The sequence below is a fragment of the Mesobacillus maritimus genome (assembly GCF_044803185.1).
GTDB classification, from domain to species: Bacteria; Bacillota; Bacilli; order Bacillales; family Cytobacillaceae; genus Mesobacillus_B; species Mesobacillus_B maritimus_B.
Window position 1 is genome coordinate 510,409 of record NZ_CP085225.1, and the last position, 21,828, is coordinate 532,236.

A 21,828-nucleotide genomic window follows, 5' to 3' on the forward strand; every position below is an offset into this window, starting at 1 on the left:
AGTTATGGATGTGAAGTGGATCTAAGGCTTTCGTATACCAAACTGAGCGTTAAGCTGCCCTTGAATCATTTTTTTGCGAAGTTTCGCTTGTTCTGCCTTTTTCTTATCTTTAATCATTTCTTGGCGAATTTCGAATGTCTGAACTCCATCCTCAATTTTTTCGGCGATGTCCATTAGCAGCTCAATATCTGAAAAAGAGTACTTTCTGCTTCCTCCAGGAGTGCGCTCTGGAAAAATCAATTTTCGTTCCTCGTAATATCGTATCTGTCTCTCGGATAACCCGGTAAGTTCCCTAACAATCCCAATTGTTATCACTTTTTTATCTTTATAAGAAGCTTCTTGGCTCATTGTTTGTTCCCCCCACCTTTCTTAATTGAAAAATATGTTATATTATCTCACATCACTAAAAATATGGATAGTGAATAGTCAAAAAATTTAAATATAATTAATACTGTTTTACATTACTATATTCCTAGTTAATGAAAATGATTGTAAGGACATCTCCCAATAAAGTTGAGAAAACCAATAAATCATCCATAATCAACAGTAATAGTAGTAAATCTCCTAGACTATGTCAGCGAGGAGGGAGCAATGTCATCCTATAAAGAGAAAAAAGTCATTTCAATTGGAATCGTTAGTGAACTTACAGGATTATCACTCCGGAAAATCCGTTATTATGAAGAGCGCGGTTTGCTTTCACCGGGGCGGACAGGGAAAGGGGGGAGAAAGTATTCATTTGAAGATGTTGAAACATTAATGAAGATTGCCGAAAGAAGAGAAGAGGGGGTGCAAACAGCAGAAATAAAAAAAGAATTGAACAAGGAAAAGAATAAACAAAAAATTCGCGATGAAATGATAAAAGGACAGTTGAATGCCCACTTCAGAATGAGAAAATGATTTTAATAGAATTCTTTATCGATTGAAAAGAAGAAAACCGCCAATTGTTGGCGGTTTTTGAATTTGCGCTTTTTAACGACTTTTAATGTATTTAAGGATTTCTCGAAGGTCACTTAATGGGAGGCGGTATAATTCTTGGGTGGAAGATGGAGTGACTTTTTGTTGGATAATCTTCTTGATATAATGCTGCTTTGCTTTCTCCAATCCTTCTCTTAAAAATTTTGCCACGCTATTCCTCTCCTTCGTGTTTTATGAGCGGTATGATGAAAGAGGCAATTAGTTGGAATAGACTTCATTTTTCCATTGAGCATCATGATGAGTTTCGGTAGTCTTCATCCTATTGGGGGAGTGGTCAATAAATTGGCTGTTCTGTACAGCCCGAAGGAATTCCTGGGCTCTCCAACCAAAGGTTACTAACAATTCTTCATATAATTCGTCGCGCAATAAATCTAACTGGATAATCCTTTCTGCTAATTGAACTTCTCTTGTGTTCTTCATGGTTTATTTCCTCTCCATTCTCGTTTTTTCTTTGCTTTTTCTTGGTTATTTCTTCTAGAGTATGGGAAACATTCCTTAGTGTCACGGAAGTTGGCATATATCCTTACGCCCTTTTTGAATTGGGAAAACGAAAAGCCCCCCTATTTTCTAAAGGGGGACAAACATTATAAAACAAAAAGATATACGCTTAAATAATGGGCTAGGCTTCCCAGTAAAATGAAGATGTGAAAAATCTCGTGAAAACCCATATATTTAGATTTCATGAACTTAGGCTTGAAGCCATAAATTAATCCACCTATGGTGTAGAGAAGGCCTCCTACCACTAATAAACTTAATCCTGCTGACCCAAGGTTTTCGGCAAGAGGACCTGCTGCGAATATAATCATCCAGCCCATGGAGAGATATAGGCCGGTTGATACCCATCTTGGACAATCAAACCAGACCATCTTAAAAACAACACCTGAGAGTGCAATGGCCATAATGATAGAAAATAAAATTGAACCAGTGGGTCCATCTAAGGTGATTAAGCAAAATGGAGCATACGTACCGGCAATGAGCACAAAAATCATTGAGTGATCAAGGCGACGTAAAAAGGCGATAATGGCGTCTCGGGCCATAACCATATGGTAGGTAGCAGAAGCGCTGTAAAGGAGAATCATGCTTACACCAAAAATAATGACTGCTGTGAGAGCAAGAGAAGAAGCTGACTCGGTGGCTGCCTTAATAACTAATGCCAGCAGACCAGCAAAGGAAAGGATTGCTCCTGCAAGATGGGTGAACCCGTTTATAGGTTCGCGAATGAGTTGATTCATAATATCGACTCCTTATGTGTTGATATGTAGTTTATTATACTACATACAATTATATTGATAATATATAATGTAGTCAAGGTTTACCTTTGGGGCGGATGTCGGTATAATAAAGCTAATAAAACTTGAGAAGTGAGGCAGGAAATGGATATAGCTGAGATGATCGATAAGCTAGATGACAATGAAAATATTTCTTTAGAGGATATTCCAAGCATTGATTTATATATGGATCAAGTGATTCAGTTATTTCAGAAAACATTCGGAACAACCAAACGAAATGATGCTGAAAAAATTCTAACGAAGACAATGATTAATAATTACGCTAAAGGAAATTTATTCTTACCGGTGAAGAATAAGAAATATTCCAAAGAACACATCATTTTAATAGCACTTATATATCAGTTGAAGGGTGTACTTTCCATCGGGGATATAAAGACTGTTTTAAATGGGATTAATGAGAAACTACTTGTGGACGAGGTAGATCTTGAACAGTTTTATAAAAGCTATCTAAATCTTCACCAAAAAAATATCGACAGTTATAAAGAAAACTTAAGAGAAAAAGCAAACGAGGCAAAAAATGAGCTAGTCCAAACGGAAGGGGATACTAATGATCTTGAAAAAGTCCTCTTAATTGCCTCGTTGGTTAATATGAGCAATCTATACAGAAGAACAGCTGAAAAACTAGTCGACACTTTGAAAGAATAAGGCTGGTTTCGTACTGATTGTTGTTAAAATTATAAAAATCTTAAAACCGATTTTTACTACCTAAAGCCGAATTTAACGCTAGATAAGCTATTTTGTACGATGTAGTAAGTTTGCAAGCTCTTTTCTCATAAAATAATAGATTATTGGAGTGAAACATAGCTTAACCCCCAATAATCTATATTCAAAAACAACAAAGATTGAGAAAAGAGCCATGAATAAAAAGGGCCTGACCCCCGGTACGGTGTTGTAGGAAAGGATGAGTATGGATGTATTTGACTATTAAAGAGACAGCTGAATTTTTATCTATTCCGGAGAATCAAATTGAGAGTTTGGTTAGACAGAGGAAAATACGAGCGCTTTATGATGGTGAGGAGTACTTAATTTATAAGGAGCAGTTCGCGACCCATTTAAAGCAGTTAGAAAAGTATAAAAAGTTAGTAGAAGAAAGACTAAACGAACCAATCCCAGAAGATATTGATATCAAGGATGAGGATTAGCTACAAGTTGATAACAAACTAAAGGCCCGTCTCCTTTTTAGAACGGGCCTTTTCCTATAAAAGGTTTTTCTGATATTATCCGACAGATACGATTTCATCGGCAGGACACTTATGTTTGCTTTTTATTGGTAAATCAATTTGAACCACGGTTCCCTTGTCCTGTTCACTGGTAAATAGAATTTTTCCATTATGGGATTGAACAATGTTAAAGGAAACCGTCAACCCAAGACCAGTGCCTTTTTCTTTTGATGAATAGAAAGGCTCACCTAAACGTTTGAGACGTTCATTAGAAATCCCGCAACCATTATCCTTAATAATAATTGAAATATTTTCTCCAACTTGATCAAGTGAAATCGTAACAACATCGCCCTGACTAGAGGCATCAATTGCATTTTTAATAATGTTAATAAATAACTGTTTAAGTTGGTTGGGTTCACATTCAATCTTCATTTGGTCTTCACTACTCATCAGATCAATCTCGATATTATACAGACTAGCTTCGGTCTTAAGCAGAGAAACAACATCAGATAAAATGTTCTGGATGTCTACTTTTTTGTACAGTACTTTCTGTGGTTTTGCGAGCAGCAGTAACTCCCCCACAATATGATTGATTCGGTCAAGTTCGTCCAGCATGATCTTATAATAAAGATGATGCTTTTCATCTTCCATTTTTAGTAACTGCACAAAACCCTTCAGAGAAGTAAGTGGATTTCGGATTTCATGCGCGACACTTGCTGAGAGTTCTCCAACGACTGATAGCTTTTCTGTTCTACGCAAGCGCTTCTCTGTTTCCCTTATTTGAGTAACATCCTTCCCGTATCCAATAATCCCTGCAATCTTGCCGTTAATAACCATCGGTACAGATGTACAATTAAGTGTAATGTTTTTTCCGTTTCTATGCTTAACATTAAGTTCGAACATTTCTGACTTATGATTTGCAATAACAGATGAATGTGCTTTTAAAATTTCTTCTTTATGCCGTTTTTTAACGAGGTGTTCCAATCTTCTACCTATTGTCTCTTCGGGGCTGAAGCCTGTAATTGACTGAAACTGCGGATTTAAATTGGCAATCACTCCGTTTAAATCAATCATGTAAACGATGTCTGGATTATAATCAAACAAAGATTTATAACGTTGTTCACTTTCCTCGAGTAGCATTTTTACTTGCTTTCTTTCCGTAATATCTCTTCCAATTACGACGAAGCCTCGTCTACTCCCATCCGGATGAAAAAGAGGAACTTTTATCGTATCAAATGTCTTCGCAGTGCCGTCCGGATTGGTAATAACTTCTTCTACACGTGTGACAATGCCATTTTTCCACGTTTCTTCATCGGTTACTTCACAACTTCGAAGAGCATCGCCGAAAAACTCCGTGTATTCAGCCAGCTCAGAATCCTTTTTACCACGGTAGTCAACACCTTCAAGTTGAAAAAGCTTTAAGCCAAATTGGTTTGCTTCAATCCAGCGGCCCTGTCCATCCTTAAAGATAACGACATCCACCATGGAGTTAATGAGTGTGGATAAGCGCCGTTCCTCCTCTATAGCTACAGTAAGCTGTTCTGATTTCAACACATAAAAATAAAAGAAACACCCTGTTACTAGTACATAGAATAACTCTTTGGCATTTTCAAATATTTCCGCAAGGTGACCAGGAGCGTAGTGGTCAACAAGATGGTTTGTCCCAAAAATCCATGCAAGACTAACGAAGATAAATATCATAAACAGTTTCTTTTTCTGCATTTAATCAGTCTCCTGTCATCTGTGAATCCTAACAAATATAACAAATCATAACATGTTATGGACTGATAATCTTATATAAAATCAGACCAATTTCGATTTTAATCGTAGCATAAATTTGATTCAATGTGAGGATGTAGATTTAGGAAGAATGTTAAGGAAAAATATAAAGGGAATATATCTAATCTAAATAGATTCTAAAGATATGCATAAAAATAAGAGTCAGAAATTAAGAAAACTATTATGTATGTTTAATAAACAAACTTTTATTAGCAAAAACGTTCTATAAGTTTTCAATGTTTTATTGCATATAAATACAAACGTAGTTATAATATATTCAAAATAAGAATTTATAAAATATTTTTGTGGATTCCGTGCATACTGATTTTAAACGATTAAAAAAGGGGGAAATGAAGTGAAAAAAAAATTATCGATTATTTGGGGCATTGTTTTAATGCTTACTGTAATTTTGGCAGCCTGTGGCACCCCTGAAGAAAAGGGTAGCGACACTGAGACAAATAAGGAAGAAGAGAAAAAGACTTTAAGAGTAGTGACAGATGCGGCATACGCACCTATGGAGTATCAAGATAAGGGTGAAGTTGTTGGATTCGATATTGATTTTGTAAAAGCTGTGGCTGAGGAAGCAGGTTATGAACTTGAAATTGAGCACGTTGGCTGGGATCCAATATTCGTTGAGATTGGCGGCAACCGTGCGGATTTAGCGGTTTCTTCTATTACAATTAATGATGATCGCAAACAAACCTATGATTTTTCAGTTCCTTACTTCCAATCTACTAATAAAATTTTAGTTCCAGAGGGAAGCGATATAAAAAGTGCTGAAGACCTTAAGGGGAAAAAAGTAGCTGTTCAAAACGGTACAACCGGACAAATGGCAATGGATGCGTTGCTAGGAAAAAACCATGAAGATATCAAGAAATTTGAAGACAACAACCTTGCTATTATGGAAATGGAAAGCGGCGGTGCTGATGCAGTTGTTGCAGATAATATGATTGTCGAAGAGTATGCAAAGAACAACCCAGATAAAAACCTTACAGTCGTTGAAGACGGTACGTTCGAATCTGAATTTTATGGAGTATTGTTCCCTAAAGATAGTGAGTTAGTAGATGAGGTTAATACAGCGATTAATGCAATACTTGCTAATGGAACCTACTCTGAGATTTATCAGAAGTGGTTTGGTAATGAACCAAATATAGAGGTATTAAAGGAACAGCAATAAGGGTAGTTAATTGCGTAACTGTTTTATAGTTACGCAATTTTTATCTAATTAACCGTGGACGTTTACAGACCAATTTTCGCTTTTATCTGTATTCTAATTTCAAAAAAAGAGGGAAGGGACACCGGATGGATTTTCGTTTTGATATTATCGCAGAATATGCGCCTTTCCTATTAAAAGGGACATTAGTAACGATTGGTCTTTCAATCGCAGGAATTTTAATAGGAACGGTGCTTGGATTATTTATTGGCCTAGGAAAAATGTTAAAAAATAAACTTTTGGCTTTTCCATTTACTATTTATATTACCTTCTTTAGAGGTACGCCTTTATTTGTGCAAATTTTATTGGTTCATTTTGGAGTGGTCCCCCTATTAATAGGTGAGACCAATGCAATTTATGCAGCCATTATTGCTCTATCTTTGAATTCAGCGGCATATTTAGCAGAAATCTTTCGTGCCGGAATTGAATCAATCGATAAGGGGCAGATGGAAGCTGCTCGCTCCCTTGGAATGAATCATGTACAAGCCATGTGGAATGTCATCCTCCCGCAAGCATTTAAACGGATGATTCCGCCACTTGGGAATGAATTCATTGTATTGATTAAGGAATCTTCGCTTGCAGCTGTCATAACGGCACCAGAAATAATGTACTGGGGACGCGCCATGGCCGGTCAATATTACAAGGTATGGGAGCCCTACTTGACTGCTGCTGTTATTTATCTCATTTTAACTATAAGCTTAAGCTTCTTATTGAATAGGCTTGAAAGGAGGTTGAAGACAGATTGATTAAGGTTGAAAATCTCAAAAAGTCCTTTGGGGACAATGAAGTGTTAAAAGATATCAATCTATTGATTGAACCTCAGGAGGTTGTTGTTGTAATCGGACCTTCTGGCTCAGGGAAGTCTACGTTATTAAGATGTATTAATTTGCTGGAGTCGATTACGGCTGGCCATATTTTAATTGAAGGAAAAGACATTACTGATAAAAAGAATGATATTAATAAAATGCGACAAGAAGTTGGAATGGTTTTTCAGCATTTTAATCTCTTTCCACATAAGACCGTTATTGAAAACCTTATGCTTGCTCCGACAAAGGTCCGAAAAGTTTCGGCCGAGGTTGCCCGCAATAAAGGAATTGAGTTGTTACGTAAGGTCGGACTTGAGGAGAAGGCGGATGCCTATCCTAGCTCATTGTCAGGTGGACAGAAGCAACGTGTAGCAATTGCGAGAGCATTAGCGATGGAACCAAAGATAATGCTATTTGATGAGCCGACTTCCGCACTAGACCCAGAAGTGGTGGGGGAAGTACTAGAGGTTATGAAGCGGTTGGCTAAAGAGGGAATGACAATGGTTGTGGTTACACATGAAATGGGTTTTGCTCGCGAGGTTGGTGACCGAGTAATCTTCATGGATGGAGGATACATCGTCGAAGAAAACGAGCCAAAGCAATTGTTTGAATCACCGCAGCAAGAAAGAACAAAAGCTTTTCTTAGCAAAGTACTATAAATTGCGAAAGAGGTTCCTGATGCCCTAGCGATCAGCTAGAGGTCAGGAGCCTCCTTTTATATTCTATACAAAGTAAAACCGTTAGTAAGAAATTAGCTGTGACATGGAAGTTTAGTATTGTAAAAAAACATTTTCAGAAAGATTTTATTTTTATATTATTGTATATTAATGCAAGTAGAGTTATAATAATACCATTATTAAAATATGAATCTTGAAAGATTTGAACCTTTCAACGAATAAACAGGGGGATGTAAAATGAAAAAGAGTGTGATTTTACTATGGAGTCTCGTTCTTACAGTAGTTTTATTTGTATCTGCTTGCGGAACAGCGAATGAACCAAGTGGAGAAGAAACAGAGTCAAATGCAAGCGGAGAAAAGAAAACATTGCGAGTGGTTACAAATGCGGCATATGCACCAATGGAATACCTCGATAAGGGTGAAGTGGTTGGCTTTGACATTGACTTGATCCAAGCGGTCGCTGAAGAGGCAGGCTACGAAGTAAAAGTTGAACATCTAGGCTGGGATCCTATTTTCGTCGAAACTGAAAGTAAACGTGCAGATTTAGCGGTTGCGGCAATCACGATTAATGATGACCGAAAACAAACGTATGATTTTTCAGTTCCTTACTTCCAATCAACAAATAAAATTTTGGTTCCAAAGGATAGCGATATCCAATCTGCTGAGGATTTAAAGGGGAATGCAGTGGCTGTACAAAATGGAACAACTGGCCAAGCAGCAATGGATGCTTTACTTGGAAAAAATCATAAAGATATTAAGAAATTTGAAGATAATAACTTAGCGATAATGGAAATGGAAAGTGGTGGCGCAGCTGCCGTCGTTGCAGATAATGTCGTTGTGGAAGAATACGCAAAGAATAATCCAGACAAAGACTTAACCGTTATTGCAGATACAAGCTTTGATTCCGAATTCTACGGCATTTTATTCCCTAAAGGCAGCGAGCTAGTTGAGGAATTTAACACGGCTTTAAATACTGTCCTTGATAACGGAACTTACACAAAGATTTATCAAGAGTGGTTTGGGATTGAGCCGAATATTGAAATTTTAAAAGAACAACAGTAATAAGCACTATTAAAATATTGAAACAACCGTCTTCCGAGCTATAAGAAGACGGTTGTTTTTATTATTAAAGAATTTGGGGATTGGAGCCCTAAGTGGTGGGGGAACCGGGAGAAAGGCCATCAATAAGCCGGATGAGAGCCCATAAGAGATGACGGAAAACAGAAGAAAGGTCAATAATAAGAGAGTACGCAATAATGAATGCTAGTGAGAGTAGATCCAACAATTAAAAAGGGCATCTGCCTCCCCTCGATAAAAACACTCCTCGAGCAGGTCAGATGCCTCCAAACTATAATTTAAAAGAACTCTTAAGAGAAACGATACGGTTAAATACGAGCTTTTCCTCTGTTGTATGCTTAAGATCTACATTGAAGTAACCGTGGCGGAAGAATTGGAACTTATCTTGCGCCTTGGCCTCTTTCATATTTGGTTCTATGAAGCCTTGAAGGATTTCCAGCGAGTTCTGGTTCACGTAATCAAGGAACGTTTTGTCTTCGCCTTCTTCTTCGGATGCTTCTTTATCAGCATCAAGGATAAGTGGCTCGTACAGGCGGAATTCAGCAGGAATCGCATGTGTAGCATCCACCCAATGCAAAGTTCCTTTTACTTTACGACCAGTAAATCCTGTACCGCTTTTGGTTTCAGGATCATAGGTACAACGTAGTTCGACTACATTGCCCTTTTCATCCTTAATTACCTCTTCACACTTAATAAAGTAAGCATGCTTTAGGCGGACTTCATTTCCTGGGAACAATCGGAAGTATTTTTTAGGTGGATCTTCCATGAAGTCATCCTGTTCAACATATATTTCGCGAGAAAAAGGAATTTTTCTTGTGCCCATCTCAGGATTTTCAGGGTTAATTTCAGCATCTAGCCACTCTACTTCGCCCTCTGGATAATTGGTGATGACGACCTTTAATGGTTTAAGGACACCCATTGTTCTCGGTGCCTTCAGCTTAAGGTCTTCACGAACAAAGTGCTCAAGCATTTGGGCATCAACAGTGGAATATCCTTTGGAAACACCAGCAGCTGCAACAAACTCACGGATTGCTTCAGGTGTAAACCCGCGTCTCCTTAACCCAGAGATAGTTGGTAGGCGTGGGTCATCCCAACCATCCACATAATTTTCTTCAACAAGCTGTTTAAGCTTACGCTTACTCATAACTGTATTGGTAATGTTCAAGCGGCCGAACTCAATTTGTTGAGGAATATTTTCCATATCGCATTCAGCTACTACCCAGTTGTAAAATGGGCGCTGATCCTCAAACTCAGTTGTACACAGGGAGTGGGTAACTCCTTCAATGGCATCCTCTAGCGGATGTGCAAAAGCATACATCGGATAAATACACCACTTATCACCAGTATTATGATGACTTGTATGGGAAATACGATAGATTACAGGATCGCGCAAGTTGATATTTGGAGAAGCCATATCAATCTTTGCTCGAAGAACTTTTTCCCCATTCGCAAATTCGCCCTTACGCATGCGTTCGAACAAATCAAGGTTTTCCTCAATACTGCGATTTCGGAACGGACTTTCTTTACCGGGCTCAGTAAGAGTCCCTCGATATTCACGAATTTGATCTGCAGAAAGGTCATCAACAAAGGCTTTTCCTTTCTTAATTAAAAGAACTGCACGCTCGTACATTTCCTCAAAGTAATCTGACGCATAGCGTAAATTCTCCCATTCATATCCAAGCCAAGCCACGTCTTCTTTGATGGAATCCACAAATTCTTGGTCTTCCTTTAGCGGATTGGTGTCATCAAAGCGAAGATTGGTTTGCCCATTAAATTCATCCGCTAAACCGAAGTTAATCACAATAGATTTGGCATGCCCGATATGTAAATAACCGTTCGGTTCAGGTGGGAACCGGGTAACTACTTTGTTTCGCTTGCCAGATTCTAAGTCCTCTTTAATGATTGTTTTAATAAAATTAGAATTCTCTTCCAACCGATATCAGCCTTTCCGTTTCTTTTTATGTAAAGTATTATCCTTCATTATACCTTTCTATAGACCTTTATAGTAATAAGAAATGAGTAGAAATACAAGTATATCGTAGATTAATGGGTAGGACACATCTATAGTGCCAAAAAGGTATGAGGGATAAAGGCGGTTTTATAAACAATTTTAGGTTTTTCTGTTATTTTTAATATAGAAGTTAGTGACATGGGAGGGAGTTAAGTGGATTTTCATAAGGCTAGATCAATAGAAGAACGTCTTCAGTTCATGGATCATCTCGCTGTGAAATTTAGAGAACGTGCAAACAACATAGATGAAGAGGGAAGATTTCCATTTGCGAACATGAAGGAATTAAAAGAAGCGGGATATACAAGTTTAACTGTACCTACTGAATATGGTGGAAGTGCGATATCACTTTACGAGCTTCTTCGACTGCAGGAAAAATTGGCCGAAGGCGATGGCTCGACGGCGCTTTCAATAGGCTGGCATATGGGCATCATAAAAAACTTGAGTGAAAAGCGCATTTGGAAGGAAGATATTTTTCGCAAAGTTTGTGATGAAGTTCGGAAAGGTGCACTTATAAACAGTGCGGCTAGTGAAGCGCAGACGGGAAGTCCAACAAGAGGAGGAAAACCACAAACGACCGCCCGTAAAGAGGGCGACTTCTGGGTTATAAGCGGTCGGAAGATCTTTACAACATTGTCTCCGATGCTTGACTTTTTTATTGTCAGCGCATCGATAGAAGGGCAGAATGAAGTAGGGAATTTTCTCATTCCCCGTTCCACAGAAGGTGTGAATATTGAAGAGACTTGGGATAGTGTAGCGATGAGTGGTACGGGTAGTCATGATTTAGTCCTTGATAATGTAAAAGTTAGAGCAGAAAACATGGTGGAAAAAATTGTGCCCGGTAAAAAAGGAGCGAATGGTTGGTTATTACATATTCCCGCTTGCTATCTAGGTATAGCTGGGGCAGCTCAAAATTATGCAGTACAATTTGCAAAGGAATATTCGCCAAATAGTATCCAAGGAACGATTAGTGATATTCCTGCTGTTCGTCAAAAAATTGGCGAAATGGAGCTTGAATTAATGAACGCACGTCATTTTCTATATTCTGTTGCTAAACAATGGGATGCTACTAATGATGAGGAACGAAAGCAAATGTCTGCTGAACTTAGTGCTGTGAAACTAGCTGTCACCAATGCAGCGATTATAGTAGTAGATTTGGCGATGAGGGTTGTTGGTGCGCGAAGTTTATCGCGCCAGAACCCATTACAACGTTATTATCGTGATGTCCGAGCAGGCCTTCATAATCCTCCAATGGATGATATGACGATTGAATTATTAGCAAAAAATGTGATTGGTCGTTAATATCATAATTGATTGAGCATTGAATTATTTCAGTGCTGTCTTTAGAATGATAAATACGTACGTGAAATTGGGATTTTTTAAGTGAGATGACCTTATGAAAAATCGTGAAGAAACCTATGAAATAATGGACGCTTGTCTTCTAGCGGGCAAGATTATGCTACGAAGTGGGGCAGAAACCTATCGAGTCGAGGATACGATGCAGCGGATGGCATCTGCACTTGGTATTGAACAAACGCATAGTTATGTGACGCCAACCGCGATATTATTCTCAGCGGAAGACAGAAGACCAGAAACAACGCGGCTGGTTCGAATATCTGACCGAACTACCGACTTGAAAAAGGTAGTGCTGGTAAATGATGTTTCAAGAAGAATTAGTAACGGAATTATTGGACTAGAGGAGGCTTATAGACAACTAAAAGAAATTGAAACCTCCCAAATGATGTTTTCTCTTTGGCTACAAGTGCTTGCTGCGGCACTAGCAAGTGGCTGCTTTGTTATAATGTTTCAAGGAGGCTGGTATGATTTCCTCCCTACCTTCATTGCTGGCGGTGCGGGTTATTATTCCGTTGTACTTTTTCATCGACTTATCCCAGTTAAGTTTTTTGCTGAGTTTTTAGGGTCCGTAATTATCGGTATGGTTTCCTATCTTTTTATCCTACTCCACCTTGGGGTAGAGCTAGATAAAATTATTATTGGAGCAGTCATGCCGTTAGTGCCTGGACTATTGATTACCAATGCGGTCCGGGATTTAATGGCGGGTCATTTAGTTTCGGGAATATCAAAAGGAGCAGAAGCATTTTTAACGGCATTTGCCATTGGGTCGGGAATTGCAGTAGTGTTGTCGTTGCTATAAGTACTTGGAGGAATCATATGATCTACGTTGAACAACTCGTAACAAGCTTCATTGCCTCAGCAGCGTTTGGCGTTTTATTTAATGCACCTAGGGAATCACTCGTAAGATGTGGTCTATCCGGGATGTTCGGATGGATTGTCTACTTTACCCTAACCTACTATGGGTTTGGGCCAGTGTTAGGAACACTGGCAGCATCCTTTCTTATTGCATTTATAAGCCAAATCTTTGCTAAACAATATAAAATGCCAATGATTATTTTCAGTGTCGCCGGAGTGATTCCACTCGTTCCCGGTGGTCTCGCATACGATACAATGAGGAATTTTGTTGAGAACAATTATAATACTGGCATTGCCTTAGCTGTAAAAGCATTGATGATTTCAGGAGCGATTGCGGTGGGGTTAATATTCTCTGAAGTGCTCAACCATGTTATTCGTAAGTCCAGTAATCAACCATATAAACAACAGTAGTCATTGTATGGGGAAACTAAGGGACTAGAGGAAAAAGTCGAATCACCAACATCAAATTACTGTTATCACTATTAATTTGATGTTTTTCGACTTAAAATAGCTAAACCGACTGCTATTCTCTACTAGATGAATCATTTCTCGGGAAATAGCGACAAAGGTTTTAGAAAAATAAGAAGTAAAATATTTGTCTATATAGTCAGAAGAAGCGCTCCTTTTTAAGCTAAAAGGGCGCTTCTTTCATGTTCTTTAATTAAATTTTAACAATTGTTCTACCTCGAGCTGCCCCCTTTAGTATATCTGATAAAGTTGCAGGGAGATTCTCTAAGGTAACTACCTGTTTGATCGTATGTAGATGTTCCTCGGGTTTAAGGTCGGTTGCCATTCGTGACCATAATTCCCTTCTTGTTACCATTGGACAATATACAGAATCAATCCCTAAAATATTTATCCCACGTAGGATAAAAGGGAAGACAGTAGTAGGGACGTCTGTCCCCCCAGTTAACCCGCTCACAGCAACTGATCCATTGTATTGAAGTTTGCTTACAATACTACTTAGTGTTTTCCCGCCAACTGGATCCACCGCTGCCGCCCAAAGTTGTTTATCTAGCGGGCGATACTTCTCTCCTGTTACTTCCTCTCGGGAAATAACTTCAGCTGCGCCGATTTCCTTTAAATACTCATGCTCGCTTTCTTTTCCGGTACTTGCCATGACATGGTATCCTCGTTTGGCCAGCATAGCAACAGCGATACTGCCAACACCTCCAGTAGCCCCTGTTACAAGGATAGGTCCCTTTTCAGGTCTCAAACCATTCTCTTCAAGACGGTGAACAGATAAAGCGGCTGTAAATCCAGCGGTACCTAAGATCATCGCTTCTTCCAATGACAAACCATCGGGTAAGGGAACAATCCAATCTGCAGGTACTCTTGCATATTCACTATAGCCACCAGTATGAGAAACGCCTAGTTCATAGCTGGTAACAATAACGCTGTCTCCCTCAGAAAAACGGGCATCATTTGAATTCACCACGGTGCCAGCAAGGTCAATTCCAGGGATGAAAGGATATGAAGTGACAATTTTTCCATTTGGGATACTAGCAAGCCCATCCTTAAAATTTACACTTGAATACGAAACTTTAATCGTTACCTCGCCTGGAGATAGATTATCCATCGTCACCTTTTGGATACTAGCTGAAAAATCCTCTTCTGTTTTGTTAACAACAAATGCTTTAAAATGTGTCTCCATACCAAGCCCTCCTTCTACTTACTAACATTAGTATATGGCAGATTGCGTTGAGCATCTAGGGAAAAATTTCCTTGTAATACAGAAATGCTAGGTCCAAGTTTGAGGTGAAAAAGGAAAAAAATTCAGGTGTGACGTACTTCACATACGTTAGATTTCTCCATCTATTAGTATTTAGGTATAAATAATGCATCGAAAAATAGGACGAAGGGTGAGTGGACGGATAAACAGAGAAGGATTTTGTTGAGGTAGAAATCCCGTTGGTTGTCACAGAAATTTCACAAACAATAGTCAAGTTAACACTATTCACAAAGTGTTTACATTTAAAACGTAAAGAGGCTTTTTCAAATGATAAGATGAATTTCACGGACCTAGAAAACTCGCAGGGAGGTAATCAATATGTTTAAACTGGAGAAATCCTTTTACTCAAAAACTAGTATGTATTCATTTTTTACAATCTTAATCTTATTCTTTCTAATGTGGGTATCCACGGCTCAATTCCTTCATATCGATATGGCCCTACTTGGCTATATGATTGGCACGGCTGTCTTTGCTATTGGGCTTGTTATCCGGATGAGCTTCTGGATTTATCGAACAGCAACGAATCAAGTAACCTCACGTAGTATTAAGAATTTACTTACAAAAGAACGCATGAAGCGTAATGTAAAATCACTAACTAAGACACTCATAGATAATATACTCCTGCAAAAATTCATTTTTAAGCGTGGCCTATATCGTGGAATCCAACACATTATGATTTCATGGGGCTGTATCATCTCGTTTGCTTTCACTTTTGGTCTAACCTTTGGTTGGTTTCGATTTGACCTAGTTGATCCTGATACCTATCAGATGGTTGCTTTTAATATCCCACTTATTAACATGGCAGCAGATGGCTGGATCGCAGAAATCTTCTATAACATGCTCAATATCGGTGCAGTTATGGTTTTAATTGGGGTGTCAATGGCACTATATCGTCGGGTCAGGGATTATGATGTAAAAGTCACACAGCGTTTTGAGTTTGACCTATTACCTTTATATATTTTACTAGCAGTAACAGTTACAGGATTAGTTCTAACACTCTCTTATAAATTCCTTGATGGTTGGATGCACCCTCATATTTCACTAGTACATCAAATAACTGTTGTCATCATGCTGATGTACTTCCCATTCGGAAAGCTGTTTCACGTACCAATTCGTCCACTCGCAACAGCAGTTCCAATGAGTTATCAAGAAACATTAAAAGTAGATACAAAGTCTTGTAAGAGTTGTAATCAACCGTATAGCAATGATGATCAAATTGCAGACGTTCAAGCAATTTTGAAAGCACAAAGCTTTGACTTACAGCTTGCGGATGGAACATATCTATCGGATTATTGCCCGTCCTGTCGTCGTCGGATGAGAGCCCTGAAACAAATGAATCTAGAGGCTCCAAAGGGAAATCCATATGGCCCGGTAAATACAAACAATGGAATTCATATATCTGGTTTTGGTAAAAAACGTTCAGAAGATTTTTATGGAATCGAAGAGGATAAAAAGAAAGACTTGGGGGAGGAAAAGGAACATGAGCCAGTTTCTCGTTAAAGAAGGCGTTAAGAACCAAATTCGTAAAGGTGAAAAATTAGTTACCACACATTGTTGTTATTGTGGAATGCAGTGTGGAATGCATATTCGTGTGAACGAAAAAACCAATAAAGTTGTTGGCGTAGAACCTCGGTATGATTGGGTATTAACCAAAGGGAAAATGTGTCCTAAAGGGGTTACCGCTTACCAAACAGTGGATCATCCTGACAGAATTAAACGCCCACTTATTAAAAAGAACGGGAAGTTTGTTGAGTCTTCATGGGAAGAAGCACTTGATTTGATTGAACGTAAATTTAAAGAACTTCAAGGAACATATGGGAAAGATTCTGTTGGGGTTTACGGTGGCGTTTCAATGACCAATGAGAAATGCTATCTTGTTGGTAAATATGCACGTGTAGGCTTGGGAACTCGTTATATTGATTATAATGGTCGATATTGTATGAGTTCAGCAGCAGGTGGCTTTAATAAAACGCTCGGTATGGACCGAGGGTCAACGCTACCATGGACGGAGCTTGAGCATACAGATTGTTTCTTCATGGCTGGCTCAAACACAGCTGAGTGTCATCCCACAAGTATTCAATGGTTCTGGAAAGCAAAAGACAAAGGAGCAAAAATTATTGTTGCGGACCCACGTGAAACTCCGACTGCTCGCGTTGCGGACGTCCATCTTGATTTGCTTCCAGGAACTGACACAGCTTTGGCTAACGGAATCATGCATCTGCTAATTAAACATGACTATGTAGATTATGAATATGTTCAAGAACGTACCAATAACTTTGCAGAATTAAAAGAAATAACGGCGAAATTTACGCCTGAGTATACTTCGAAAATTACTGGTGTAGCTGTAGACAAAATCATTCAAGCAGCTCATATTTTCGGTAAATCGCCTCGCTCAGTTGTCATGTTTGCTCGTGGAGTAGAGCAACAGACATCGGGTGTAGACAATGTTAGTTTGTATACCTCAATGGCACTTTTAAGAGGACAAATCGGGAAATTTGCTTCAGGTGTTGCAACCTTTACAGGTCAAGGAAATGGCCAAGGCGGACGTGAACATGGTCAAAAGGCTGATGCACTTCCTGGCTATCGTAAAATTAACAATCCAAAACATGTTGAGTATATCTCTAGTGTTTGGGGTATTAAACCAGAAGAAATGCCTAAAGAAGGTGTATCTGCATATGAAATGTTTGATTTGATGAAAGACAAGACCATTCGTGCGATGCATGTAATCTGTTCAAATCCAGTTGTCTCTTCTCCAAACATCAATCATGTGACTGAAGCATTCAAAGAATTGGATTTCCTAGTTGTAAACGACTTCTTCCTTTCAGAAACAGCTGAACTTGCGGATGTAGTGCTGCCTGCTACAACATGGGCTGAGGATGAAGGAACGACAACAAATATTGAGGGACGTGTTATCCGTATTCGCAAGGTTGTTGAGCCTCTAGGTGAATCAAAGCCTGATTGGGAAATCATTAAGCTAGTTGCAGAGCGAATGGGAAGAGGAAGCTATTTTCCATATAAAGAACCTAGAGAAATTTTTGATGAGCTACGAATTGCGTCTAAAGGCGGAAAAGCAGATTACTTTGGGGTTACTTACGAAAAAATCGATGAACAGGATGGCGTATTCTGGCCAGCTCCGACAGAGGATTCAACAGGTACACCAAGTATTTTTAAAGATAAATTTGAAACGGAAGACGGCAAGGCAAATCTTGCAGTCTGCGAATATAGAGGTCCTGCTGAAGTGAAAACAAAGGAATATCCTTTGTGGCTCACAACAGGACGTGTGGTCTTCCACTACCTTTCTGGAAATCAAACTAGACGTGTTGGGTTCTTAATGGAACAATGTCCAGAGCCGTTTGTCGAAATGCATCCAGAATTAGCAAGCCAGTATCAAGTTGAAAATGGCGAAAAGGTTAAATTGACTACACCTCGTGGTGACATGACTGTCCCAGTTAAAATAACAAAGGCGATTCGAAAAGACGTATTATTTGTTCCATACCATTGGGGCAAACATCAAGCAGTTAATCAGTTGACTAGTCCAGCATTAGACCCAATTTCACGGATGCCTGAATTTAAAGTTTGTGCGGTTAAGTTAGAAAAACTTGCGAAATAAGGAGGAACGGCCATAATGAATAAAATTATGTACCTTGAATTTGAACGTTGTATTGGATGCCGTGCCTGTCAGGCGGCTTGCCGTGAGTGCGGGGACCACGATGCGAAAGAACGTAACTATGTAGAATACGTTGATTTTACAGAATCTCGTCAGACATTCCCAATGCTTTGCATGCAGTGTAAAGATCCAGCTTGTGCTCGTGTTTGTCCGGCAAATGCTATTCAAATTACGGATGAGGGCGTAGTACTATCGGCTATGGAAGAGAAGTGTATCGGCTGCCGTAACTGTACATTTGGCTGCCCATTCGGAATTCCTAAGTTCGACTTTGAAAAGAATAAAATGTACAAATGTGATATGTGCTACGACAGGACAAGAGAAGATATTGCGCCAATGTGTGCCTCTGTTTGTCCAAGTGATGCAATCCGCTTCATCGATTTTGATGAGATGCAACAATTAAGAAGAAGACGTACCCAAATGAACCTTGTTGAGGGTAAAAAGCCTCAGGAAGGAAATAAATGGGATTATGTTCCAGAGTTCTTCGGGGTATATACAGATTCACAATCCTAATAAAATTTCCGTACATGTTTAAATAGGAGCTGTTTCAGGTGAGCGCTAAAGTTCTTAGGGACAGCTCCGCTTTATTAAGTTCCATATCAATGGGGTATTGCCGAGGGTTTTGCCTTTTTAGAATGTTTAAAATGGAACAGCTTATACTACGGGTAAAGTGTATCGTTTTGTGCTTAATAAAACCGAATTCCAAACCCAATAAAAAGAGGTGCTTTACATGTTAAAAGGCAATGTCCTCGCTGTCACTAGTGGCAAAGGAGGAGTCGGAAAATCATCTTTGTCGGTCAATCTTGCACTTGCACTCCAGAAATTAGGGAAATCGGTGGCTATCATTGATTTAGACATATATGGATTTAGTGTTCCCAAAATACTTAATATTGATTTTAAGCCTAAGACGTTTAATGGAAAAATCATTCCTGTCGAAACGCACGGAATTAAAGTCATGTCAATGGGGTTTCTTGTTAATGGAAATGACCCGATTGTTTGGCGTGGACCTATGTTAGGAAAAATGATTGAGCATTTTACAAAAGACGTCTTATGGGGAGAACTCGATTACTTTATTCTCGACATGCCACCGGGAACGGGAGATGTAGCCCTAGACATGCATTTAATGATTCCAGAAAGCAAAGAGATTGTCGTGACAACCCCGCATAAAGCAGCTGCATTTGTAGCGGAGCGCGCTGGGACAATGGCAATTAAAAGCAACCATGAAGTGATTGGTGTTGTTGAGAATATGTCCTATTTTACTCCGCCAGAAGGCAAAGAGAAGTATTTTATCTTTGGAAAAGGTGGGGGAGAGGAACTAGCATCGCAACTGGGTGTGGATTTATTAGGTCAACTTCCAATTCAAGAGCCGGATGAGAGTCTAGACACTCCAGCAATCGCACCAGAAGGTTCGCCGCTTCAAGAGGAATACGTAAAGCTTGCTCGGACAATTGATTCAAAGTTTGCCTAACTTAGGTATTGAGATAAAGTAATGAAACTGGAGGATTCAGTAATGACCGAGGATAAAAAGAACAAAAACCGTCCAGACAATGACCAAGATATGATGAAGTTGGTTGATAACTTAAATCGAAAAGAGGATGTAAATCTTAATAAGCGTGCATTCTTAAAAGCATCCTTTGGAACGACAGTAGCACTTGGTTTAGCCACGACACCTTTTGGAGTAATGTCTGCTATAAGCAAGGATGAAGAGGATTCCGAAAGAATTGAAATTGCGAATGCTGACGAATTAGCTGTTGGTGAGGCTAAAAATTTCAATTATCCAACAGAAGAGGATACAGCTGTTTTGGTAAGGACACCGGATGATCAATATGTGGCCTACAATAACAAATGTACGCACCTTCAGTGCCCGGTTTTCTATGAACATAAAGACAATGTATTATTATGCCCATGCCATAAAGGGTACTTCGATGTAAATTCCGGTCACCCAATCGCTGGACCACCCCAACGTGAATTACCCAAAATCCTCTTGGAAGTAAAGGATGGGAAAGTATTTGCGGTTGGAAGGGAGTATCGCCATGGATAAAAAACGTGTGACGTTTCTATCTATTTTCCTGTTTTTAGCGATAAACGTGGTCTCTCTTTCGAAGGTGATTGAAGGGTACTATGGGAAAGAGTATGACCATGTCTATACCTTTATGGTGGTGGCACTCATTTCAACTGGTTTAGCAACAATTGCTTTTTTCCTTTGGAGAAAAGAAGAGTATAAGAACGAGTCAAAACGCTAATCTTAAGAGAAAAAGGAGGCTTGAAACAATGAGCTCCCATTCTCACGATAAAGATAACCTTCAAAATGTGCTTAAAAACTCGCTAGAGGCTGAGGAAGATTTAATGCGTACCTATTTAATTACCGCTGAAAGGGTACACGACGATGATGAATTAAAAGAACGCCTACAAAACTTTGCTGAAGGTAATGCAAAACGCACGAAGCAATTACTTGATGAATTAAAAAAACATTAAAAAATCGGGGATTATTTTCCCCGATTTATTTGTTTTTACCCGAATTGGTTTGTAGGTTCAATTGAAAGAGCTTCACCCTCAAACTTTCGTTCACCAAATATAGTAATAATCGTGCAAGAGGTTATTCTAAATGGCTCAGATTCAATTTTATATTCTGCAAGTAAGCCGTTGCCAAGTTCTTCACCTTTCTCGTTTTTTAAAATGACATTTTGTCCTTCTAAGGTTCGAAGTTTGGCCTTCATTAAAAATTCCTTCCAAGGCTCCCAGTTTTTAATTAAATAGGCAGCTTCCCCATTTTCAAGGTATCCTAACTGGCACCCCGTTTCATCCAGTTCAACCTTGTTACCTTCCGTAATCTCTAAAATTACTTGTCTTAGCACCTCATATTGGTGCATTTCCAATTGAGGATGTATCGAAAAAACCACTTCGTCCTCATTAGATTTAAGTGTTGCTAATGTTTTTTCATGATAAATGACAGATTTTCCTTTTATGTATTCTGATTTTATCTGATCTATTCGTAATCCTCGTAAAATTAATGCAAGCATTTCTGAACTCCTTTTCCCTCCAAAGAGGCTAGTTTCTACTATTATATAATATGACCGGTGTAGTAAAAGGGCAAACATCACAAATTCTAAATATACCCATAAAAGAAATTGGTTTTGCGTATTGTATATAAGAGTGCCTACTGAAAAAAGAGGATTCTCCTACGCGAAGTTTCACTTTATTACAATTTTCGTGTTATTTGTTACAGAACGGAAAGTT

25 protein-coding genes are annotated in these 21,828 nt (G+C 38.9%); 17 read left to right on the top strand and 8 right to left on the bottom strand.

Annotation, left to right across the window (positions count from 1 at the left end; genetic code table 11):
- Window positions 1-21: 21 nt before the first annotated feature.
- Window positions 22-348 carry a MerR family transcriptional regulator gene (locus LG336_RS02495; RefSeq protein WP_404331002.1) on the bottom strand — a complete coding sequence of 109 codons (327 nt, stop codon included), beginning with the start codon at window positions 346-348 and terminating at the stop codon, window positions 22-24.
- Between the two features lie 243 nt (window positions 349-591).
- On the opposite strand from LG336_RS02495, the gene LG336_RS02500 reads away from it, so the two are divergent.
- On the top strand, window positions 592-897 hold the full coding sequence (locus tag LG336_RS02500) for a MerR family transcriptional regulator (protein ID WP_404331003.1): 306 nt from the start codon (window positions 592-594) through the stop codon (window positions 895-897).
- Window positions 898-969: 72 nt separating this feature from the next.
- Here LG336_RS02500 and LG336_RS02505 read toward each other — a convergent pair whose 3' ends face one another.
- The 3 genes from LG336_RS02505 to LG336_RS02515 form a co-directional block, all read right to left on the bottom strand.
- Entirely contained in the window at window positions 970-1,125 is a 156-nt protein-coding gene (locus tag LG336_RS02505) for a hypothetical protein (protein ID WP_404331004.1), read from the bottom strand.
- 48 nt (window positions 1,126-1,173) lie between these two features.
- Window positions 1,174-1,395 carry a hypothetical protein gene (locus LG336_RS02510; protein ID WP_404331005.1) on the bottom strand — a complete coding sequence of 74 codons (222 nt, stop codon included), beginning with the start codon at window positions 1,393-1,395 and terminating at the stop codon, window positions 1,174-1,176.
- A 164-nt stretch (window positions 1,396-1,559) separates the two neighbouring features.
- Window positions 1,560-2,207 carry a hemolysin III family protein gene (locus LG336_RS02515; RefSeq protein WP_404331006.1) on the bottom strand — a complete coding sequence of 216 codons (648 nt, stop codon included), beginning with the start codon at window positions 2,205-2,207 and terminating at the stop codon, window positions 1,560-1,562.
- Window positions 2,208-2,348: 141 nt separating this feature from the next.
- Here LG336_RS02515 and LG336_RS02520 point away from each other — a divergent pair, with 141 nt between their 5' ends.
- The gene (locus LG336_RS02520) at window positions 2,349-2,909 is read left to right on the top strand and encodes a DUF1836 domain-containing protein (protein WP_404331007.1); all 561 of its coding nucleotides are present in this window, start codon (window positions 2,349-2,351) and stop codon (window positions 2,907-2,909) included.
- Between the two features lie 266 nt (window positions 2,910-3,175).
- Window positions 3,176-3,406 (top strand): excisionase family DNA-binding protein, encoded by a 231-nt coding sequence (locus tag LG336_RS02525; RefSeq protein ID WP_404331008.1) that lies wholly within the window; start codon window positions 3,176-3,178, stop codon window positions 3,404-3,406.
- 75 nt (window positions 3,407-3,481) lie between these two features.
- Here the strand turns inward: LG336_RS02525 and LG336_RS02530 are convergent, their stop codons facing one another.
- Window positions 3,482-5,146, bottom strand: coding sequence for a PAS domain S-box protein (locus LG336_RS02530; RefSeq protein WP_404331009.1), 1,665 nt, complete (start codon window positions 5,144-5,146; stop codon window positions 3,482-3,484).
- Between the two features lie 412 nt (window positions 5,147-5,558).
- Between LG336_RS02530 and LG336_RS02535 the strand changes: the two genes are divergently transcribed.
- The 4 genes from LG336_RS02535 to LG336_RS02550 all read left to right on the top strand — a co-directional run bounded on the left by LG336_RS02535 (window position 5,559) and on the right by LG336_RS02550 (window position 8,961).
- Window positions 5,559-6,380, top strand: a complete 822-nt coding sequence (locus tag LG336_RS02535; RefSeq protein ID WP_404331010.1) for a basic amino acid ABC transporter substrate-binding protein — start codon at window positions 5,559-5,561, stop codon at window positions 6,378-6,380.
- Between the two features lie 125 nt (window positions 6,381-6,505).
- Window positions 6,506-7,162 carry an amino acid ABC transporter permease gene (locus tag LG336_RS02540; RefSeq protein ID WP_404331011.1) on the top strand — a complete coding sequence of 219 codons (657 nt, stop codon included), beginning with the start codon at window positions 6,506-6,508 and terminating at the stop codon, window positions 7,160-7,162.
- Window positions 7,159-7,881: an amino acid ABC transporter ATP-binding protein gene (locus LG336_RS02545; protein WP_404331012.1), complete on the top strand. Its 723-nt coding sequence runs from the start codon at window positions 7,159-7,161 to the stop codon at window positions 7,879-7,881. Before LG336_RS02540 ends, LG336_RS02545 begins: the two co-directional genes overlap by 4 nt.
- 255 nt (window positions 7,882-8,136) lie before the next feature.
- The gene (locus LG336_RS02550) at window positions 8,137-8,961 is read left to right on the top strand and encodes a basic amino acid ABC transporter substrate-binding protein (RefSeq protein ID WP_404331013.1); all 825 of its coding nucleotides are present in this window, start codon (window positions 8,137-8,139) and stop codon (window positions 8,959-8,961) included.
- A gap of 286 nt (window positions 8,962-9,247) precedes the next feature.
- Here LG336_RS02550 and LG336_RS02555 read toward each other — a convergent pair whose 3' ends face one another.
- The gene (locus LG336_RS02555) at window positions 9,248-10,909 is read right to left on the bottom strand and encodes a glutamine--tRNA ligase/YqeY domain fusion protein (RefSeq protein ID WP_404331014.1); all 1,662 of its coding nucleotides are present in this window, start codon (window positions 10,907-10,909) and stop codon (window positions 9,248-9,250) included.
- Between the two features lie 276 nt (window positions 10,910-11,185).
- Between LG336_RS02555 and LG336_RS02560 the strand changes: the two genes are divergently transcribed.
- From LG336_RS02560 to LG336_RS02570, 3 genes are all read left to right on the top strand, one after another.
- Window positions 11,186-12,286 carry an acyl-CoA dehydrogenase family protein gene (locus LG336_RS02560; RefSeq protein ID WP_404333077.1) on the top strand — a complete coding sequence of 367 codons (1,101 nt, stop codon included), beginning with the start codon at window positions 11,186-11,188 and terminating at the stop codon, window positions 12,284-12,286.
- Window positions 12,287-12,380: 94 nt separating this feature from the next.
- Window positions 12,381-13,139, top strand: a complete 759-nt coding sequence (locus tag LG336_RS02565) for a threonine/serine exporter family protein (protein WP_404331015.1) — start codon at window positions 12,381-12,383, stop codon at window positions 13,137-13,139.
- 17 nt (window positions 13,140-13,156) lie between these two features.
- Window positions 13,157-13,606: a threonine/serine exporter family protein gene (locus LG336_RS02570; protein WP_404331016.1), complete on the top strand. Its 450-nt coding sequence runs from the start codon at window positions 13,157-13,159 to the stop codon at window positions 13,604-13,606.
- A gap of 250 nt (window positions 13,607-13,856) precedes the next feature.
- Here LG336_RS02570 and LG336_RS02575 read toward each other — a convergent pair whose 3' ends face one another.
- Window positions 13,857-14,849, bottom strand: coding sequence for an acryloyl-CoA reductase (locus tag LG336_RS02575; RefSeq protein ID WP_404331017.1), 993 nt, complete (start codon window positions 14,847-14,849; stop codon window positions 13,857-13,859).
- A gap of 396 nt (window positions 14,850-15,245) precedes the next feature.
- Here LG336_RS02575 and LG336_RS02580 point away from each other — a divergent pair, with 396 nt between their 5' ends.
- The 7 genes from LG336_RS02580 (at window position 15,246) to LG336_RS02610 (ending at window position 21,066) form a co-directional block, all read left to right on the top strand.
- Window positions 15,246-16,427, top strand: coding sequence for an MFS transporter (locus tag LG336_RS02580; RefSeq protein ID WP_404331018.1), 1,182 nt, complete (start codon window positions 15,246-15,248; stop codon window positions 16,425-16,427).
- The gene (gene fdhF / locus LG336_RS02585; protein WP_404331019.1) at window positions 16,408-18,537 is read left to right on the top strand and encodes a formate dehydrogenase subunit alpha; all 2,130 of its coding nucleotides are present in this window, start codon (window positions 16,408-16,410) and stop codon (window positions 18,535-18,537) included. Before LG336_RS02580 ends, fdhF begins: the two co-directional genes overlap by 20 nt.
- Before the next feature lie 15 nt (window positions 18,538-18,552).
- Entirely contained in the window at window positions 18,553-19,104 is a 552-nt protein-coding gene (locus LG336_RS02590) for a 4Fe-4S dicluster domain-containing protein (protein ID WP_404331020.1), read from the top strand.
- 217 nt (window positions 19,105-19,321) lie between these two features.
- The gene (locus LG336_RS02595) at window positions 19,322-20,059 is read left to right on the top strand and encodes an Mrp/NBP35 family ATP-binding protein (protein WP_404331021.1); all 738 of its coding nucleotides are present in this window, start codon (window positions 19,322-19,324) and stop codon (window positions 20,057-20,059) included.
- Window positions 20,060-20,101: 42 nt separating this feature from the next.
- Window positions 20,102-20,632 (top strand): Rieske 2Fe-2S domain-containing protein, encoded by a 531-nt coding sequence (locus tag LG336_RS02600; RefSeq protein WP_404331022.1) that lies wholly within the window; start codon window positions 20,102-20,104, stop codon window positions 20,630-20,632.
- On the top strand, window positions 20,625-20,834 hold the full coding sequence (locus LG336_RS02605) for a hypothetical protein (RefSeq protein ID WP_404331023.1): 210 nt from the start codon (window positions 20,625-20,627) through the stop codon (window positions 20,832-20,834). The genes LG336_RS02600 and LG336_RS02605 overlap by 8 nt, the downstream gene beginning before the upstream one ends.
- 28 nt (window positions 20,835-20,862) lie before the next feature.
- Window positions 20,863-21,066 carry a hypothetical protein gene (locus LG336_RS02610; RefSeq protein WP_404331024.1) on the top strand — a complete coding sequence of 68 codons (204 nt, stop codon included), beginning with the start codon at window positions 20,863-20,865 and terminating at the stop codon, window positions 21,064-21,066.
- A 35-nt stretch (window positions 21,067-21,101) separates the two neighbouring features.
- On the opposite strand, the gene LG336_RS02615 is transcribed toward LG336_RS02610, so the two are convergent.
- Window positions 21,102-21,611 (bottom strand): hypothetical protein, encoded by a 510-nt coding sequence (locus LG336_RS02615; protein WP_404331025.1) that lies wholly within the window; start codon window positions 21,609-21,611, stop codon window positions 21,102-21,104.
- Window positions 21,612-21,828 lie beyond the last annotated feature (217 nt).

Bases quoted from the DNA above. Each gene is read 5' to 3' on its own strand.
- LG336_RS02495 (WP_404331002.1), bottom strand. From the start codon at position 348: ATGAGCCAAGAAGCTTCTTATAAAGATAAAAAAGTGATAACAATTGGG.
- LG336_RS02500 (WP_404331003.1), top strand. From the start codon at position 592: ATGTCATCCTATAAAGAGAAAAAAGTCATTTCAATTGGAATCGTTAGT.
- LG336_RS02510 (WP_404331005.1), bottom strand. From the start codon at position 1,395: ATGAAGAACACAAGAGAAGTTCAATTAGCAGAAAGGATTATCCAGTTA.
- LG336_RS02515 (WP_404331006.1), bottom strand. From the start codon at position 2,207: ATGAATCAACTCATTCGCGAACCTATAAACGGGTTCACCCATCTTGCA.
- LG336_RS02520 (WP_404331007.1), top strand. From the start codon at position 2,349: ATGGATATAGCTGAGATGATCGATAAGCTAGATGACAATGAAAATATT.
- LG336_RS02525 (WP_404331008.1), top strand. From the start codon at position 3,176: ATGTATTTGACTATTAAAGAGACAGCTGAATTTTTATCTATTCCGGAG.
- LG336_RS02530 (WP_404331009.1), bottom strand. From the start codon at position 5,146: ATGCAGAAAAAGAAACTGTTTATGATATTTATCTTCGTTAGTCTTGCA.
- LG336_RS02540 (WP_404331011.1), top strand. From the start codon at position 6,506: ATGGATTTTCGTTTTGATATTATCGCAGAATATGCGCCTTTCCTATTA.
- LG336_RS02550 (WP_404331013.1), top strand. From the start codon at position 8,137: ATGAAAAAGAGTGTGATTTTACTATGGAGTCTCGTTCTTACAGTAGTT.
- LG336_RS02560 (WP_404333077.1), top strand. From the start codon at position 11,186: ATGGATCATCTCGCTGTGAAATTTAGAGAACGTGCAAACAACATAGAT.
- LG336_RS02565 (WP_404331015.1), top strand. From the start codon at position 12,381: ATGAAAAATCGTGAAGAAACCTATGAAATAATGGACGCTTGTCTTCTA.
- LG336_RS02570 (WP_404331016.1), top strand. From the start codon at position 13,157: ATGATCTACGTTGAACAACTCGTAACAAGCTTCATTGCCTCAGCAGCG.
- LG336_RS02575 (WP_404331017.1), bottom strand. From the start codon at position 14,849: ATGGAGACACATTTTAAAGCATTTGTTGTTAACAAAACAGAAGAGGAT.
- LG336_RS02580 (WP_404331018.1), top strand. From the start codon at position 15,246: ATGTTTAAACTGGAGAAATCCTTTTACTCAAAAACTAGTATGTATTCA.
- fdhF (WP_404331019.1), top strand. From the start codon at position 16,408: ATGAGCCAGTTTCTCGTTAAAGAAGGCGTTAAGAACCAAATTCGTAAA.
- LG336_RS02590 (WP_404331020.1), top strand. From the start codon at position 18,553: ATGAATAAAATTATGTACCTTGAATTTGAACGTTGTATTGGATGCCGT.
- LG336_RS02595 (WP_404331021.1), top strand. From the start codon at position 19,322: ATGTTAAAAGGCAATGTCCTCGCTGTCACTAGTGGCAAAGGAGGAGTC.
- LG336_RS02600 (WP_404331022.1), top strand. From the start codon at position 20,102: ATGACCGAGGATAAAAAGAACAAAAACCGTCCAGACAATGACCAAGAT.
- LG336_RS02605 (WP_404331023.1), top strand. From the start codon at position 20,625: ATGGATAAAAAACGTGTGACGTTTCTATCTATTTTCCTGTTTTTAGCG.
- LG336_RS02610 (WP_404331024.1), top strand. From the start codon at position 20,863: ATGAGCTCCCATTCTCACGATAAAGATAACCTTCAAAATGTGCTTAAA.
- LG336_RS02615 (WP_404331025.1), bottom strand. From the start codon at position 21,611: ATGCTTGCATTAATTTTACGAGGATTACGAATAGATCAGATAAAATCA.